Genomic DNA, 17610 nt, shown 5'->3' on the forward strand with positions numbered 1-17610 from the left:
GAGATGGAGAAAAATGCGCGAAATAGATACCTGTATTGTGGGGGCAACCGGATTAGTCGGACAAACGATGCTCAAAGTGTTAGAAGAATATGATTTTCCAGTAGGACGATTGAAATTATTAGCGTCAAAACGTTCAGCTGGCAAAGTTTGTGTATTCAAGGGGAAGAAACACACTGTACAGGAATTGACAGAAACTTCATTTGAAGGATATGATTTAGCGCTATTTTCTGCAGGTGCTTCTGTATCCAAAGAGTTTGCGCCAATCGCAAGAAGTCAAGGATTATTTGTTATAGATAATTCCTCGGCATGGCGAGAAGATTCGGATATTCCATTGATCGTTCCAGAGGTCAATCTTGAAGACTATACATTGAATCGGCTGATTGCGAATCCAAATTGTTCAACCATTCAAGCGGTACTACCGCTTAAAGCTTTACAAGAAGCCTTTGGAATCCAACGAGTCAATTATTCGACCTATCAAGCAGTTTCTGGTTCTGGACAGAAAGGTATCCAAGATCTTTACCGCACGCAAAATGACGAGGAACCAGCTTTGTATCCTTATAATATTAGTCAAACGGTGATTCCAGAAATCGATCAGCCTTTGGAAAACGGCTATACCAAAGAAGAACAGAAAATGATAAATGAGACCCGTAAGATTCTGCATCAGCCTGATTTGCCAGTATCAGCAACCTGTGTACGTGTGCCAATCGAGAATGGACACGGAGTCTCGGTGGCCGTTCAGTTGCAAAAAGAGTTTACGATTGAAGAAGTTAAAGAGTGTCTCAGTCAGTTTCCAGGAATCCAATTAGAAGATGATCTAGCAGCACATAAATATCCAACGAGCATTCTTGCTAGAGGAACAGATACGGTTTATGCTGGGAGGATCAGAAAAGACACCTCTTTAGAGAACGGACTGTTGTTCTATACAACTGCCGATAACATACGCAAAGGAGCCGCTGCGAATGCCGTACAGATTGCTGCAGCTTTAATGCAGAAAATAGCGGAGGTGGCAAGATGAGTAATACGCTGAAAATAGCAAAATTCGGCGGAACATCGATGTCTCATGAAGAACAATTCAAAAAAGTCCGTACAATTGTTCTTTCAGATCCCAATCGTCAAGTGATCGTTGTTTCTGCTTTAGGCAAACGTACATCAGATGATGACAAAGTAACAGACTTACTTTATTTGATTTATGCCTACCTTCAGCATCATGTTGATTGGACACCCCTTTGGGAAAGGATCTGTGAACGTTTCATTCAAGTAAGAGACCTTCTTGACCTGCAGTTACCTATGGAAGAGGAACTGGCACGCATACAAAAACAACTGGAAGATGAAAAGATAACTGAAGATTATTTAGTAAGCAGAGGTGAATATCTGACTGCTCGACTGATGGCTGAGTATCTTGGTTACCAGTTCATTGATGCAAAGGACCTGCTGTTCTTTGACTATGATGGAAAAATCGATGAGGAAAAAACAGCACAGGAAATCACAAAAGCATTTAAAAGATATCCGAAAATGGTTGTTCCAGGATTTTACGGGGCAAACCCTGCAGGCAAAGAAAAATTATTGGGACGTGGGGGAAGCGACATTACTGGCGCGTTACTGGCGAAGATGCTACAAGCGGCGAGTTATGAGAATTGGACAGATGTTTCAGGAATCATGATGGCTGATCCGAGAATCATCGATCATCCTAAAATCATCGAGGAAATCTCTTTTAGAGAACTGAGAGAGATGGCTTATATGGGGGCTAATGTTCTTCATGAAGCAGCTGTTTTCCCAGTTCAAGAGGCGGATATCCCCATCCAAATAAAAAATACCAATGATCCTTTCGCTCAAGGAACAAAAATATCGAATCACGAAGTGGAAAAGGAAAATGGATTGACAGGAATAGCTGGACGCAAGGATTTTCTTTCGATCACTTTATTCAAACGTCATATGTCCGATGAAATCGGGTTTATCTGGAAAGCAATGAGCATTTTTGCTAAACATGAGATATCAATCGAACATATTCCTTCAGGGATCGACAATATCGGAGTGATCGTTTCAGCAGAAGCGATTGCCGATAAATTATTTCTCATCACAAAAGAATTAAAAGAAACACTTGGCGTGGAAGAAATCGTCGTGATCGAAGACTTAGCTTTGATCTCTGTCGTTGGCGGACCGCATAAAGAATTGATCGGTTTATCTGGAAAAGTGTTATCGATATTGAATAAATTAGAAATTCGCACATCGATCTTATCACAAGGAGCACAGGAGTTGAATCTAATCATCGGTGTACCGAATGATCAGTATGAAACCGTAGTGAAGGGTATCTATGAAGGGATGGTGAATACGGATGCTGAAAGAATATCGAATGGCACTCCATCAAATTCCTGAAATCGGATTTCATGAATTCAAAACAAAAAAATATTTATATGAACAAGTAAAAAATAGTGGAGCCGTTATCCATGAAATCGGCGAAACAGGACTGCTTCTTTATTTTGATAATCAACAAGAAGAAACGATTGCTTTTCGAACAGATATCGATGCACTGCCAGTCAAAGAAGAAACGAATCTCTCTTTTGCTTCTAAGCATGAAGGGTATATGCATGCATGTGGTCATGACGGACATATGGCGATGCTTTTAGGGTTGACCGACTTTATAACTGAACACATCGAGGAGCTTATTTATAATGTAGTACTGATCTATCAGCCATCAGAAGAAATTTCCGGCGGCGCACAAAGTGTTATTCAGTCAGGATTGTTAGATAAATATGAAGTACAAGCAATATTTGGCTTTCATCTATGGCCTGGACTAGCGAAAGGAGAAGTTTTTTCTCGACCAGGACCTTTGATGGCACAAAGCAGTGAAACAGACATTATCATCAAGGGCCAGTCCGCGCATATTGCTTCTAGTGAAAAAGGAATCGATAGTCTGGAGGCAGCTGTACGATTTTTGAAGAATGTTTATGATTTTGATCGGCAATTACCGACAGAGTGGAATCATCTAATGAAATTTGGTCAAATCCAAGGTGGAACGATCCGGAATGTTTTAGCTGGAGAAGTTATTGTATCCGGAAGTATCCGTTCTTACAGTTCAGATATGCAAAATTATTTGAAGAGGGGATTAGCTCATTTAGCAGAACAGTTTCACTCTGCAGCTACTATTTCTTTCCATTATAATGACGGCTATCCAGCTGTGATCAATCATAGCGGCTTATATGCAGCATTGTCGGATTCAAACAAACTACATGAATTAGAGGATCCAGTTCTTCAAGCCGAAGATTTTGGCATATATACGCAACAATATCCATGTGTATTTTTCTTTTTAGGTGTCGGTGATACCCCTGCTTTACATGATCCGACGTTCGATTTTGATATGGATGTTTTAGAAAATGGTGTAGAATGGTACAAAACGATTCTTTTTACAGAAAATCTTCTTGAAGAAATCGACAGCAGTTCAAAAGAGGAGCGAGTAAATAATGATGAATTTATCCAATCGATTTAATCCCAGACTTTCTAGAATAGAAGTATCTAAAATACGGCAATTCGATCAGCAAATATCGTCGATACCAGATGTGATCAAGCTCACCTTGGGAGAACCGGATTTTCCGACTCCCGAACATGTCAAACAAGCCGGAATAGCAGCGATTGAAGAAGACTTTTCTCACTATACCGGAATGAGAGGACTGGAGGAACTGCGGGAAGCTGCTTGTATGTTTCAGCAGCAGCGTTATGGATTAACTTATGATCCGCAAACGGAAGTTTTGACGACGGTTGGTGCAACGGAAGCGATTGCCTCTGCATTGTTATCTGTTTTAGAAGAAGGAGACAAGGTTCTTATTCCAGCGCCTGCTTATTCAGGATATCAGCCATTAGTGGAACTAGCTGGTGCTGAATTGATCCCGATAGATACTTCTGACACAGGGTTTGTCTGTCAGCCGGAACAATTTGAACGAGCATTTGAACAATATGGATCAGCTATCAAAGCAGTCATTTTAAATTATCCTAACAATCCAACTGGGACGACATTGTCTGCAAGCCAGTTGGAGGCAATCGCTGAAGTTTTAAAAAAATATCCGGTATTTGTTATAAGTGATGAAGTATATGCTGAATTGACTTACACTGGAACGCATATGTCCATAGCTTCTTATCTTCCGGAACAAACAATCGTGATAAGCGGGCTATCCAAGTCACATGCGATGACTGGTTGGCGAGTGGGGTTTATTTTTGCTCAAAAAGCCCTTATTGACGAACTAATTAAAGTCCATCAATATCTGGTGACTGCGGCTACAACGATGTCGCAAAAAGCTGCGGCTGAAGCGCTAATAAATGGAGTAAAAGATAGCGAGAACATGAAAGAGCAATATCAAACACGAAGAGACTATCTGGTCCAGCAATTGGCGCCTTTAGGATTTGAAGTGACTCAGCCAAACGGTGCATTTTATTTATTTTGCAAACTCCCAGTTGTCATTCAAACCGACTCTTGGCAGTTTTGTGTAGACTTAGCGGAACAGGCAAAAGTTGCGTGTATCCCTGGCATTGCATTTGGCCCAGAAGGAGAAGGCTATATACGAATTTCTTATGCTAGCAGTATGGAAAACTTACATGAAGCGTGCAAACGGATCAAAGACTTTTTAACAGAACAGTGATTCATGAATTTTCTCAAAAAACAATCGGCATCTTTGCGGTATATTCTGCAAATTGCCGATTGTTTTTTAAATTTGGTTCAAATGAACGCGTTTCTTTTGATTCATAACTGATGTAATGTTAAGTTTAAATTGTTTAGAATGATTTTAAAAGAATATTCAAGGAGGTTTCATCAATGGAAAAAATCAAAGTTGTCATTGTAGGTGCATCTCATGGAGGGCATCAATCGATCTTGGAACTATTGACACGATACGGTGAAAATGTAGATATCACGCTATTTGAAGCAGGAGACTATGTTTCCTTCATGTCATGCGGTATGGAGCTGTATCTAGAAGACAAGGTAACAGATGTAAATGATGTACGTAATTTCAGACCAGAAAACTTTCCGCAATCCAATGTTCATATTTTAAATAATCACGAAGTAAAAACGATCGATGCAGATAAAAAAACAGTAACGGTTACTAGCGCATCAGATAACGAAACAAAAGAATATCCTTATGATAAATTGATCTTGAGCTCTGGTGTCAAACCAAACAATTTGCCAGTACCAGGGGCAGATTTAGAAAATGTCTACTTGATGCGTGGATACAATTGGGCAACCAAAATCAAAGAAAAATTAAATGATCCGGCTATTAAAAAAATCGCTGTCGTAGGTGCTGGTTACATTGGGATCGAAGCAGCAGAAGCAAGCCGAAAAGCTGGGAAAGAAGTCGTCTTGCTTGATGTGATCGACAGACCCTTAGGCACATATTTAGATGCTGAAATGACAGACATTTTAGAACAACACCTAAATGAAAACGGTATTGAAGTTTTGACAAACGCCAAAATCGAAGCCTTTACCGGAAACGGAAAAGTGGAAGCAATCAAAACAAGTGAAAAAGAAATCCCAGCAGATCTAGTCATCCAAGCTGCTGGTGTGAAGGCAAATACAGAATGGTTAAAAGGGATCGTCGACTTAGATGAACGTGGCTGGATCCAAACGAATGAATACTTGCAAACGAATCTTCCAGATGTGTATGCAGTAGGAGATGCTACACTTGCTTATTCTATCCCAGCACGCAAAAAAATGCCGATCGCTTTAGCGACTGTTGCACGTAGAGAAGCACGTTATGTAGTAAAACATCTTTTTGAAGAAGTACCAAACAAACCGTTCGGCGGAGTCGTAGGTTCCTCCGCATTAAGTGTCTTCGATTACCATTTTGCAGCAAGCGGATTGAATAGCTTCACTGCAGCAAAAGCAGGAGTAGATGTACGAGTGTCTTATTATGAAGATACGTTACGACCAAAATATGTACCAGAAGAACAAGGAAATCCAAAAGTGTCCATCCAATTATTCTCAGATCCAATGACCCATCAATTGCTAGGAGGAGCAGTATTATCTACCTATGATGTTACAGGTCAAGGAAATGTGTTGGCACTAGCGATCCAAAATAAACTGACTTTAGAAGAACTGGCAGAAGCTGACTTCTTCTTCCAACCAGGTTTTGACCGACAATGGAGCATGTTGAATCTAGCCGCTCAACAAGCACTAGGAGAAGAACCATTTGTAGAATAAGGAAACGAAATATTTGAAAAGAGGTTGTGACAGAAGTGGTCAGCTTCAAGAAATAAGAAGGAATTGACGGAAATTGCTTCTCAAATTTTTGTGAAATTTCGGCTTATTTCCGTAGAAGCTACTTCTGGAACACCGTGTAGGAGGTTGTGAAAAAGCTGCCCTGCATCAAGTAATAAGAACAGTCAAGTAAAAACAGCTTCTTATGTTTTTAACTTGGTTGGACTTATTACCGCAGATGCAAGCTTTTGAACACCGTTTACCAAGAGGTTGTAAAATCAGTGTTTTGAACTGAGTATTAGAGAAACAAACGGCAAAATAGTTCCTCATATTTTGCCGTTTTTTGAGCGAATATCGAGGGTCAGCTGATTGAACACCCTTTGTTCGGAATAAGGAACTGTGACACGACTCGTGTCACAGTCCTTTTTTTAGTGAAAGGATACATTTCTTCCTTGTATATTCCATGCGTGTTTGAGAGAAAGCATATATAATTTAATTAACAGATAGTTAGGGGGAGAAAGAATGGTTTTTTCAATCACAATGAAACTGGTATTCGGATTGATCGGCTTGTTATTAGTGGTGCGTTTGCTTGGGAAGAAATCCATGTCGGAAATCACACCATTTGATTTAGTCTATACGCTTGTTTTAGGGGGGATCTTAGAAGAATCAACCTATGATGACAATGTCCATGTAGGCCATGTCCTATTTGCCATTGCGCTTTGGGCAGTAATGATTTATGGTATCGAACGTATCGTCCAAAAAAATGAAAAAGTCAATCGCTGGGTTAAAGGCGAGCCCTCTGTTTTAATCAAAGACGGCGTCATCAACATGACAGAGTTGGCAAATAACCATATCGAGATGGAGCAATTGCGAGCAATCTTAAGACAGCAGGAATGCTTTTCTCTTGAAAATGCCAAACATGTTATCCTAGAGAATGCCGGTCAAATGAGTGTATTGAAAAAATCAGATGATGACAAAGCTTTGTCGATCCTGCTAGTGGATGAAGGACAAATCCAGCATAAAGTACTTCAATCCAATCAACTAGATGAATCGTGGCTTCTGGAGAATTTGAAGAAAGAAGGCTATGCAGACGTAAAACAGCTGATTTATGTCGAATGGTCAGAAGAAAAAGGGTTCTACGTACTAAACAAAGAAGACGTGATGCATGAATCTTACCGGATAGATGGATAGAGAGAGGTTGTGAAATCAGCGCTTTGACTTGATACTCAAAACTAAGCGACTTTTTCGCAACCTCCACTAAACGATGTTCAATCAGCTAATAATAAAATCAAAACGCTGATTGAACAGCCTCTCATGTCACAAACCATTTTTTTGTTTCTTTTAACTCAATATGCCGTACGTCTTCCCAAACTATCGGCTGATGGTCGATCATAAAATAATCTTCATAGGCTTCACCAATGAAATGACCTTCAACCTCATCTAAGAGTCTTCCAAATTCATCTGTTAAATTGAGCTGGATGATTACTGCTTTACGAGATAAAAAAGCTTCTGTCAGTATACTATCGATTTCTTGTAATGTCATTTGTTGTTTAGGGAGAGGTTGTTTGCGTGCTGCTTCTTCATTTTTTTTGATACCGTTGACTAGTTCTTCCATCGCAAAAGCGGTCCCCCATTTTAATCCAAATGGACGATCTCGATACTCGTTATAGTCAATGAATTTTTTTGCTGTCCGTCTCATCTTTTCCACCTTCTAATCCACTCATACCACCTGCATGCCCACCAACGAGAGAGCTACGTGCAATGGCGCGTCCTCCTTGCAAGAGACTATGCGCATGGATGATTGATTTAAAGCCGTATTTTTTTCTGATCGTATCGACTACAAAATCAACTTTCGCTTCATTTATCTGCTTCTCAGGATCTTCAAAAAGGTTAAGCTGTAAACCTGTCGCGTATACGAGGTTGGAACAGTTCACGCCTATACGTCGAATATCCTGACAGCGGTAATGCTGGTGGAAAATGGTCAATAAAGCCTCTGCTAGATCTCTGCTAGCATTTGTCGCTTCGATTTTTATTTGCTGGTGGAAACCGGTCTTACCATTTGGATCAAGATAACCTAAGGAGTATCCTACCCATAAGCTGACTACTTGTGCTTTTGCTGCAGATCGTCTCAAGCGGGTGCCGACTTGATCGGCCATTTCTTTGATAACAATCTCGATTTCTTCTTGCCTCGTATAATCTCTATCTAGAATTTGACTATTTCCGATACTTTTTGATTTCGGTATATATTCTTGCCCTAAAAAACTTCGATCGATTCCCCAAGCATGGGCATAAAGCTGAGTACCGATGATCCCTAACGTGCTTTTCAAGTGATAATAATCCGCGTGAGCTAAATCATAAACCGAATGTATACCCATTTGTTTCAGTCGTTTTGCTGTTCGTTTGCCGATTCCCCAAAAGTCAGTGATATCTGAGATTGTCCATAACTTTTCTGGGACATCTTCATAACGCCATTCAGCAATCATTTGTTTTCCGTCTTTTGAGCCATTATCTAAGGCTAGTTTAGCAAGTAGTGGGTTATCGCCGATTCCTATAGTCGTGTAGATTCCGGTCTGTTCAAATACATCTTTATGGATCAGTTTAGCCATGTCGTACGCATTCGTTTTACCAAAGAGTGCCATGCTATTTGTTACATCAAGGAAGCTTTCATCAACGGAATAGACATGATGGTTCGCTTCATCTGCATATTTTTTATAGATAGTATTGATTTCTCTGTTTTTTTCCATATAATAGGCCATCCTTGGAGCAACAATATATAAATCACTTGGATAGGGGAAGGGTAAATCTCTGGCACGACTGATATTGGTGATGCCGTATGCTTTTTTTGCTGCAGGACTGGAAGCCAAGATTAATCCGCTACCCCGTGTTTCTGTCGAATCAGACGGATAGGACATTACTACTAATTTAGTTGTAAGGGGATCAAGATCCTTTTCCACGCACTCTACGGAGGCGTAAAAAGATTTGCAGTCAATACATAAAATATCTCGTGAAGGTTCTTTTTCATAAACAAATACTGGATTTTGATTCGCCCACATAACAATCACCTCTTCTACATAATTAGAACACACGTTCCCTTTTCGTGTCGATAAAAAACAGCAATTTTCAAATGTGAGCCTTTTGCCCATGTTTGAAAATTGCTGAGAGGTTATTTCTACCTGTTTATTTAGCTGTGTTCATTGATTTTTCTATCAAACATGAACGGCTTCTGGATCGATCTTTGTTGTCCCATTTCCAATGTGTGCAACATAAAATTCTGGAGCATAGCCGACAACTTTCATATATTCATCATAGACATTGTTTTTGAAGGCAGGTATATTTTCTTCTTTGACAAGAGCAATCGCACAGCCACCGAATCCAGCTCCTGTCATTCGTGCACCTAAGACACCTTCTTGTTTTTGAGCAGCGTCCACTAGTGTATCTAACTCGATCCCAGTCACTTCATAATCATAGCGAAGAGAGTGGTGAGAATCATTTAGCAGTTGTCCAAATGCTTCCAAGTTTCCAGCTTCTAATTCAGCTTTTGCTTTCAAAGTACGTTGATTTTCAGAAACAGCATGACGAGCTCTGCGTATCAATGTATCATCACCGATTTGGTCAATAGTTGATTCAAATTCTTCTTCATCTAAGTCTCCTAAAGAAGAGATAGGCAAAGTTTTTTGCAGACGTGCCAAGGCTTCTTCGCATTCGCTGCGGCGTTCATTGTATTTTGAATCTGCCAATTCCCGACGTTTATTCGTATTCACGATGACGATTGCATAACCATCTAGTTTCACTGGGACCATTTCATATTTCAGCGTATTTGTATCTAACAAAATCGCATGATCTAGCTCACCGAAGCCGATGGCAAACTGATCCATGATACCTGAATTGACACCGATGAATTCATTTTCTACTTTTTTACCCGTTTGGACTAGTTCCAAACGATCCGTTTTTAAATCAAACAGATCTTCTAATACAACACCTACCAATAATTCTAATGAAGCACTACTGGAAAGTCCTGCACCGTTAGGAATTGTTCCTTCCACCAACAACTCAAATCCATGATCAATTGGGTGTCCAGCTTCTTTTAATTTAAGGACCATTCCTTTTACGTAGTTTGCCCAATTTGCTTTTTTATCATATTCTAGCTCATCTAAAGTAAAACTGATGACGCCGATATCATCAAAGTTTGTGGAATAAACTAATATTTTATTATCGTCTCTAGGTGCGGCGACACCTTGCGTTCCATAAGTGATGGAAGCAGGGAAGACATGACCGCCATTGTAATCTGTGTGTTCACCAATCAAATTGATGCGACCTGGCGAGAAGTATTGTGTCGTTTTTTTAGGGCCGAATGTTTCGGCAAATTTTGTGTTTAAGCTTCTTTTGATTTCCATGATGAGTTATTCCTCTCTTGTTTTGATTTTGAATTCTGTCACTGTTTCAAATGCTGTTCCGGCTTTTAAATGAATCGAACCAAATGCTGAGAAGCGCTCTGCCCCTGGAGCTGTTTGAGTCTCAAATGTGATGCCGCCGTGATGTGCCAGTTTTCGACCACGCATTTCTGGTGTTTCTGGACCGAAATTTGCAGTGAAAATAACCATACTAGAAGCATCTGTAGCGATATCTACTTGGATTTTTTTATCCGGACTAGTCAAGCGAGCAGCTTCTTTATCCAAGCCAGATTCTTTTAAGAAAAATGGATGATCGATTCCGTCAACGAGTTCTTTTTGATCCAAATCACTAGCAAAAACGGACGCTAGTTTTTTAGGCGTTTGAAAATCGAAAGCATTCCCTGCAGTATTTTCTTTTACTCCTATAGGAATACTGTCTGCTCGTAAAGGAGCGTAAGCTTCACTATTGAGCCAAAGCTCATGTTGATTGATCGTTTGAGAAGCATCTCCCGTCAAGTTGAAGTAGACATGATTTGTCGGATTGAATAAAGTGTCTTGATCGCTGATGCCGCGAGTGGTCACCCGCCAGATATTATCTTGTGTCAAAGTATAACGGACTTCCACATCCAATGTACCTGGAAAACCATGTTCTCCGTCGGGACTTGTAGTAGTAAAAATGACAGAAGCTTCATTTTCGCCATTCAAAATGACATAAGACCATTTTTTTAATTCAAATCCAGGAGAACCACCATGCAGATTATGCCCAGTTTTTGGATCTATAGCTAATTGGTAAGTTTTTCCATTGAGAGAAAAGCGGCCATTTTCGATCCTCCCTGCGGTGCGACCGATAGACGCGCCGATATACGGGTCTTTTTCGATATATTCTTCAGCGGTGTCAAATCCCAAAACTAATTCTTGATCATTTGTTTTTAAACAAACGATCCTAGCACCTAAATCAGAGACAGAAAGTACTAGCTTGTTTTTATTCTCCAAGGTTATCAAATGATAACCTTGGCCGAAATCTTTTTCTGTAATCTTCATTTTCAAGATCCTTTCTTAATGTGAAGGAACTACTGCATCGTGAAGTTCATCTTCCATTGTATCAGCTGGAGCCAATTTGTTTTCTAATTCCTCAACGATTTGTGCATGTTTTTTCTCTGTCAATGTAATCTTCCAAGCAAAAATAATAGCGGAGAAAATCATCAAAGCAGCAGGAGCATAGAATGCATAAGCTTTGAAAGTCGTTACGCCATGAGCAGTGATATCAGCAGCAGTAGCATTACCAGTCATCCCAGAAGCGATAGCGACAAACCCTACGATCCCGTTAGACAAAGCACCAGCGATTTTATCTAGTAAAGGACGAATAGAGAGAGTAACAGCTTCATTACGGATACCATTTTTCCATTGACCATATTCAACAGAGTCTGTGATTGTCATCAAAGCGGATAAGAAAATCAATTGTTGAGGGAAGTAGAACAATACTAACCCGATGATAACGATTGGCAAACTTGAACCTGCGATCGTAAAGAAAAAGTAGGAAGAAATCATCATTGCAATCCCGCCAAGGTAAACATAGCGACGAGAGATGACGCGTGTAAGCATTGGGAATAATGGGACAGCTATTAAACCAAGTAAGGCAGCAACTAGACCAACAATCCAAAATTCAGTTGGTTGGCCAAGTACATATTTGAAGAAGTAGAACAATACGGCAGTCGTTGCTACATTAGCAATCGCATAAGCGATATAAGCAAGGGCAAGCCACATCAATTGATCGTTTTGAGCAACTGCTTTGAACACATCTTTGATTCCGGCTTTTTCATTTTGTTGACGGATCGCAGTATCGACTTCTTTTGTTCCCAAGGCAGTGATAATCGCAGTACCGCCTGAAATAACAGCGGCAATCACACCGAACCAGAACCAACCTGAAGCGCCTTCAATATGTTTATGAGTAACAAGATAGGTAAAGAAAGTAACGATAGGGACAACGACTAGTGTAGTACCATTTGCACCTAGAGAAGAGCCGAAACGAGCAAACGTAGCAAATTTTTCACGTTCCTTTGTTTCCGTGCTCAAAGCAGGAATCATTGACCAAAAAGCGATATCCTTGAATGAATAAAAACTATCCAACAAGATGAAAACGATTGCAAATAATATGATAAATAAAGTCGTATTATGAGTAGCTAAGCCAAAGAAATTGGTAAAGATTGCTACCAAGAGTACAGAACTAACAATACCACCGATAACTAACCATGGTTTGAATTTGCCATATTTTGTACGGGTATTATCAATAACGCCACCAATTAAAGGATCAAAAATAATTTCAACTAAGCGAATACCTACAACTAAGCTTGTAACTGTAGCAATCATTTTTGCATTCGTTGCCTTATCTGTTCCTGCAAACATCTGGCTTGTCACGAATACCATAAAATAAGTGCTTAATGTAACATAGAATGTGTCGTGTCCAAAAGCGCCTAAAGCGTAGGACATACGTTGGATCATTTTGCTTTTCATAATCTGTATTCCTCTCCTGTTCAATATATAATACTAAGTAAACCGGTTACAACGAATAACAAAGATCTTTTAATGACTTAAACTTAACAAGAAATCGCTTCCTTTTTAATATATTTCTGTGACTTTTATTTAACTTTTTGTTGCATTATACTAAAGAAGTAAGGAGGGGAAGAAATGGAGCAATCGATTTTTTTAAAAAAGGAACATCAACAAGTAGAAAAAGAATTGTATTTTGATTTTTGCGGCTTCTCTAAAACGATGCCGTTTCATTCTTTTGGTCCTGCTATTCGCAATGATTACATCTTACACGTCGTGATGGAAGGCAAAGGATCTTATCATGTGAAAAATCAACAGTTTCAATTGAAAAAAGGAGATCTATTCTTGATTCGTCCAGGAGACTCGACATTTTACTTATCAGATGGAGAAGATCCATGGATGTATTGCTGGCTTTCTTTCGGTGGACATGCGGCAGAAGAAATCATCCGGCAGTCGCTTTTCAGAGAAGACCAGTACACGATGGTCTCTTCCGATATACAAAAATATATCGACATTATTTTAGAATGCATGAAAGATACGGAAGAAACCTTGGAAAATGAATTACAGTTAACAGCACTAACCTACCGTTTTTTATCAGTCCTTTTAAAAGACGGCGGAAAGATCAGCGGTGGCGTACAAAAAGTTCATTCCTCTTTAGCTGTTGAGACAGTCAAATACATCGAGGCACATTATGCGGAAAATTTATCTGTTGAGGAAATTGCCCAGCATTTAGCTGTCAACCGGAGTCACTTGTCACGAGTATTCAAAAATCATATGGGTACCAGTATCAAGGAATATTTGATCGGGGTACGGATTAATCGAGGGGCGTTTCTTCTTTCCCTGACGGATGAATCCGTGGAAAGCATTGCCTATCAAGTAGGGTTCAATAGTCTAGTCGTATTTAGCCGAATGTTCAAAAAAAGTACCGGAGAAACGGCTACGAACTATCGTAAACGGATGAAAAACGAAAATTTCAAGAATATTGCTTTGGATACTTTGAAAAAACAGTTGGAAAAACAAACTGCAGTCTCTTGGACGACCTAATTTGCTTGGACAAAAGGACAAGCATCGGCAAAAGAAACTTGTGGCGGTTATGCTACACTGTAAGACGAAGACTAAAAAAGGAGGAGAAGGGATGCGTACACTTATCATCATCAGCCATCCAACGATGGGGGAATCTCTGAATCAGCAATTTTTCAAAGAAGCTTCTTCCGGTTTATCCGTTACTTGGCATCATTTAGAATCAAGTTATCCAGATGGAAAGATAGATGTAAAGGTTGAGCTACAGCTTCTGGCACAGCATGATCGAATCATTTTCCAGTTTCCATTTTACTGGTATAGTTCCCCTGCTCATTTAAAAATTTGGCAAGATAATGTTTTGGAACAAGCAGCACATGTATTAGAAGGAAAAGAATTAGGAATCGTATTGACAACAGGTGTGGCGGAAAAGGAATACCAAGCTGGAGGGAAAGAAGAATATACGATCTCCGAATTTTTGAGACCATATCAGCGAATCGCAAATAAATTCCATATGACCTATCTTCCGCCATTCGTTTTAGCACAATTTATGTATTTATCCCAAGAAAAACGTTGGGAGAAGCTAATTGCTTATCAGCAGTATCTCTCATTGGAAGGGAAGCCATCGCTTACTCAACGGATTGACTGGTTTATTCAAAGAGTACAGGGAAATCAGAAAATGCAGGAAGAAGATTCGGAAAAACAAACATATATCATAGAAGCACTGACTGACGCAAAAGAGCAAATCGAAGACTTGACCTTTACACTGCAAGAAATGAAAGGAACTTCATTATGACAAATGAATGGTTGATCCAACAATTAGATGAATTAAGTGAAAAATCAGAATATCAAGACCGTGCACTCTTATATGAGATAAAGAAACTGATGGCTGAGATAGATGAACGAACAACACAGTTGCAAGGAGAAATCGACGGACGATCTTGGAATCATCTCAACTGGTGAAATTTTCTTATAAATAACAAGGATAAAAATGTGCACAATGACAATTATTTGCTACAATAAGAATATGAAGCGTTTGATAACGCTGTTATACATAAAAATTGGTGGTGAAAAAAATGTATGATGAAAATGAGTGGGGAGAAAATGTTCGGATGACCCGAAGAAGACAGCAAAAACAGGCAGCACGTAAGCGGATGATCATGATTGGGGCAGCAGTTGCCGTTTTTTTGATCATAGTAGGAGGAATAGCGGGGCTGTATTTTCACGGGAAAAATTCGTCAGATGCAAAAAGCACGACCGTAACGGAAACAACGACAAAGAAAACAGATGCGAAACAAACAAGTGAGGCATCGACTGAAACAAAAGAAACACAAACTTCTGAAGAAAAAACAGCAGATGATTTGTCAGAGCAACTCCAAGCAATCGTCAATGATTATTCGAAAAAGATGGAAGAAAAGACGCCTGTGTTGATTGAAGAATACCAAACAGAAATCCAGGGAAATCAGGAGGGCATAGCTGGTTTATCCGCAGTTGCTAACCAAAAAGCACGTGAGCTCCAAGCTATCTCCGACGAAGGGATCGGAAAGTTACGTGCAGCGTATCAGTCAGCAGATAATAAAGACGGTGTAGCCTTAGATACCTTGATCAATCAGCTATCGGCTAACTATACGAATCATGTCGCTAAGATTTCCGACATATATTTGCAGACGAGCGCTTCTCTTCAAGCAGAGTCAACAAGCACACAAGAAACAGCATCTTCTGAGTCTGAGACGATAGAATCAACAGAAGCTTCTGGAATGCAAGCTCGAACAACGCAAGACACAACAGAAAACACTGAAACGACTACTAGCAGTACGACGTCACAGGCTGCGACAACTGTTGTTTTGGAAGGAGAAGGCCCAAATCAAATAGCCGAACGAACTGGCGTACCAGTAGAAACGATTTTGTCACTGAATGGGATGAGTATGGATGACTATTTCCTGACTCCCGGTGAGACACTAAAATTGAATTGATAAAAGCAATAAAAAGAACGAAGACTCCCTTGATGGAAGCTTCGCTCTTTTTATTTGGCGGTTCTTTTTTCACGTATAAAGTAATGGATCGTCATGTAAAGCAAGAAAACGAGACCAATGATCAAAGAAATTCTAGTTTCAGGATTGATAAACATGAAAATCAACACGATAGCTAAAAAAGCAAGTGTCGCATAATTCGTGTAAGGAGACAGCGGCATTTTAAAAGGATGATCATGCATTTTATCTGCGTGAGTCTTTTTGAAGCGAATCTCACTGATCAAAATCACCACCCAAGGAACCATACCAGGTAAAATACTTGAACTGTATACGAAGACAAAGATATTTTCGGACTGGTTGATGAACATTGGCAGAAGATAGTTTAAGATCAAACCAATCAAGATTCCGCCTGAGATGGCTACGACAGGGTAAAAAGGCGCACCATGACGAGATAATTTCAGAAACTTTTTAGACATCTTTCCATTCATCGCAAGTGTATAGACCATACGGCTTGCACTGAAAATGCCTGAATTGCAACCTGATAATGCCGCTGTAATCACGACAAAATTGATCAACCCTGCAGCAAATGTAATGCCGATTTTAGAAAAAGTTTGGACAAAAGGCGAGCCAATCTCACTCAATTGATTCCACGGATAAATACTCACGATGATAAAAATGGCACCAATATAAAAAATCAAGATTCGACCGATAGTGGATTGAACAGCTTCAATGATCGTCTTTTTAGGATTCTCTGCTTCGCCAGCAGTCATTCCGATCAGTTCGATCCCTTGATAGGAAGCAACGACGATCGATAACGCAAAGAAAAAGCCTTTGACACCGCCAGTGAAGAATCCACCGTTTTTCCAAAGATTTGAAATTCCTACCGCCTGGCCATGATTACCAAATCCAAATAAAATCACCCCAAGACCTGCAATGATCATCAAAATGATTGTTATGACTTTGATGATCGAAAACCAAAATTCTAATTCGCCAAACGCCTTGACAGAAATAAGATTTGCCAGCATAAGAAATAAGACGACAATGATGCCGGGAATAATTGCTGGCAGATTGGGCCACCAATAATTCATATAAGATCCTACAGCGATTACTTCACTTATCCCTACGACAATATATTGAAAAATATTACTCCAAGCGGTCAAGTAGCCAGCCACAGGATGGATGTACTCGCTCGCGTAGTTTGCAAAAGAACCAGTCGAAGGATCGACGTAAAGCATTTCGCCTAAAGCACGCATAATCAAATACAAAAAGAATCCTGCAATCGCATAAGCTCCCATCACTGAGGGCCCTGTCCAGCGTATGGTTGAGGAGGCACCCATAAACAGACCGACGCCGATCGTTCCACCTAGTGCGATCATTTGGATATGACGGGCACTAAGACTTCGAGTTAACTTTTCTTCTTCCATACAAAAACTCCTTTCGTTGTTGAGTCAACAGGAAAAATAATTAAACGTTTCAATAGATAGTTGTATTATTTTTAGGTTAACCT

General features: G+C 39.8%; 16 protein-coding genes. 10 read left to right on the forward strand and 6 right to left on the reverse strand.

Annotated features, from left to right (window positions below; translation table 11 throughout):
* Window positions 1-13: 13 nt before the first annotated feature.
* The 6 genes from AB3I00_RS04780 to AB3I00_RS04805 all read left to right on the forward strand — a co-directional run bounded on the left by AB3I00_RS04780 (window position 14) and on the right by AB3I00_RS04805 (window position 7369).
* Window positions 14-1015: an aspartate-semialdehyde dehydrogenase gene (locus AB3I00_RS04780; protein WP_002314501.1), complete on the forward strand. Its 1002-nt coding sequence runs from the start codon at window positions 14-16 to the stop codon at window positions 1013-1015.
* Window positions 1012-2373 carry an aspartate kinase gene (locus AB3I00_RS04785; protein ID WP_002291402.1) on the forward strand — a complete coding sequence of 454 codons (1362 nt, stop codon included), beginning with the start codon at window positions 1012-1014 and terminating at the stop codon, window positions 2371-2373. Before AB3I00_RS04780 ends, AB3I00_RS04785 begins: the two co-directional genes overlap by 4 nt.
* Complete coding sequence (locus AB3I00_RS04790) at window positions 2333-3484, forward strand: M20 family metallopeptidase (protein ID WP_368024821.1); 1152 nt, start codon at window positions 2333-2335, stop codon at window positions 3482-3484. The genes AB3I00_RS04785 and AB3I00_RS04790 overlap by 41 nt, the downstream gene beginning before the upstream one ends.
* Entirely contained in the window at window positions 3459-4628 is a 1170-nt protein-coding gene (locus AB3I00_RS04795; protein ID WP_368024822.1) for a pyridoxal phosphate-dependent aminotransferase, read from the forward strand. The genes AB3I00_RS04790 and AB3I00_RS04795 overlap by 26 nt, the downstream gene beginning before the upstream one ends.
* 173 nt (window positions 4629-4801) lie before the next feature.
* Complete coding sequence (locus tag AB3I00_RS04800; RefSeq protein WP_002291406.1) at window positions 4802-6181, forward strand: FAD-dependent oxidoreductase; 1380 nt, start codon at window positions 4802-4804, stop codon at window positions 6179-6181.
* Between the two features lie 519 nt (window positions 6182-6700).
* A complete protein-coding gene (locus AB3I00_RS04805; RefSeq protein WP_002308119.1) occupies window positions 6701-7369 on the forward strand; it encodes a DUF421 domain-containing protein in 669 nt (222 codons plus the stop codon).
* A gap of 121 nt (window positions 7370-7490) precedes the next feature.
* Here AB3I00_RS04805 and AB3I00_RS04810 read toward each other — a convergent pair whose 3' ends face one another.
* From AB3I00_RS04810 to AB3I00_RS04830, 5 genes are all read right to left on the reverse strand, one after another.
* Entirely contained in the window at window positions 7491-7877 is a 387-nt protein-coding gene (locus AB3I00_RS04810; RefSeq protein WP_086285748.1) for a hypothetical protein, read from the reverse strand.
* Window positions 7849-9231 (reverse strand): Y-family DNA polymerase, encoded by a 1383-nt coding sequence (locus AB3I00_RS04815; protein WP_002291409.1) that lies wholly within the window; start codon window positions 9229-9231, stop codon window positions 7849-7851. Before AB3I00_RS04815 ends, AB3I00_RS04810 begins: the two co-directional genes overlap by 29 nt.
* A 153-nt stretch (window positions 9232-9384) precedes the next feature.
* Window positions 9385-10572, reverse strand: a complete 1188-nt coding sequence (locus tag AB3I00_RS04820) for a galactokinase (RefSeq protein ID WP_368024823.1) — start codon at window positions 10570-10572, stop codon at window positions 9385-9387.
* Window positions 10573-10578: 6 nt separating this feature from the next.
* A complete protein-coding gene (locus tag AB3I00_RS04825) occupies window positions 10579-11610 on the reverse strand; it encodes an aldose epimerase family protein (protein ID WP_368024825.1) in 1032 nt (343 codons plus the stop codon).
* A 15-nt stretch (window positions 11611-11625) separates the two neighbouring features.
* The gene (locus tag AB3I00_RS04830; protein WP_002336053.1) at window positions 11626-13080 is read right to left on the reverse strand and encodes a glycoside-pentoside-hexuronide (GPH):cation symporter; all 1455 of its coding nucleotides are present in this window, start codon (window positions 13078-13080) and stop codon (window positions 11626-11628) included.
* Between the two features lie 174 nt (window positions 13081-13254).
* Between AB3I00_RS04830 and AB3I00_RS04835 the strand changes: the two genes are divergently transcribed.
* The 4 genes from AB3I00_RS04835 (at window position 13255) to AB3I00_RS04850 (ending at window position 16106) form a co-directional block, all read left to right on the forward strand.
* On the forward strand, window positions 13255-14160 hold the full coding sequence (locus AB3I00_RS04835; RefSeq protein WP_002312019.1) for an AraC family transcriptional regulator: 906 nt from the start codon (window positions 13255-13257) through the stop codon (window positions 14158-14160).
* Between the two features lie 91 nt (window positions 14161-14251).
* Window positions 14252-14929 (forward strand): NAD(P)H-dependent oxidoreductase, encoded by a 678-nt coding sequence (locus AB3I00_RS04840; RefSeq protein WP_104764656.1) that lies wholly within the window; start codon window positions 14252-14254, stop codon window positions 14927-14929.
* Complete coding sequence (locus AB3I00_RS04845; protein ID WP_002291423.1) at window positions 14926-15096, forward strand: hypothetical protein; 171 nt, start codon at window positions 14926-14928, stop codon at window positions 15094-15096. The genes AB3I00_RS04840 and AB3I00_RS04845 overlap by 4 nt, the downstream gene beginning before the upstream one ends.
* 113 nt (window positions 15097-15209) lie before the next feature.
* Window positions 15210-16106, forward strand: coding sequence for a LysM domain-containing protein (locus AB3I00_RS04850; protein ID WP_086285750.1), 897 nt, complete (start codon window positions 15210-15212; stop codon window positions 16104-16106).
* A gap of 50 nt (window positions 16107-16156) precedes the next feature.
* Here the strand turns inward: AB3I00_RS04850 and AB3I00_RS04855 are convergent, their stop codons facing one another.
* Entirely contained in the window at window positions 16157-17527 is a 1371-nt protein-coding gene (locus tag AB3I00_RS04855; RefSeq protein ID WP_002314512.1) for an amino acid permease, read from the reverse strand.
* Between the last annotated feature and the right edge of the window lie 83 nt (window positions 17528-17610).

Source organism: Enterococcus sp. C76, from assembly GCF_040886985.1.
Classification (GTDB): Bacteria; Bacillota; Bacilli; order Lactobacillales; family Enterococcaceae; genus Enterococcus_B; species Enterococcus_B lactis.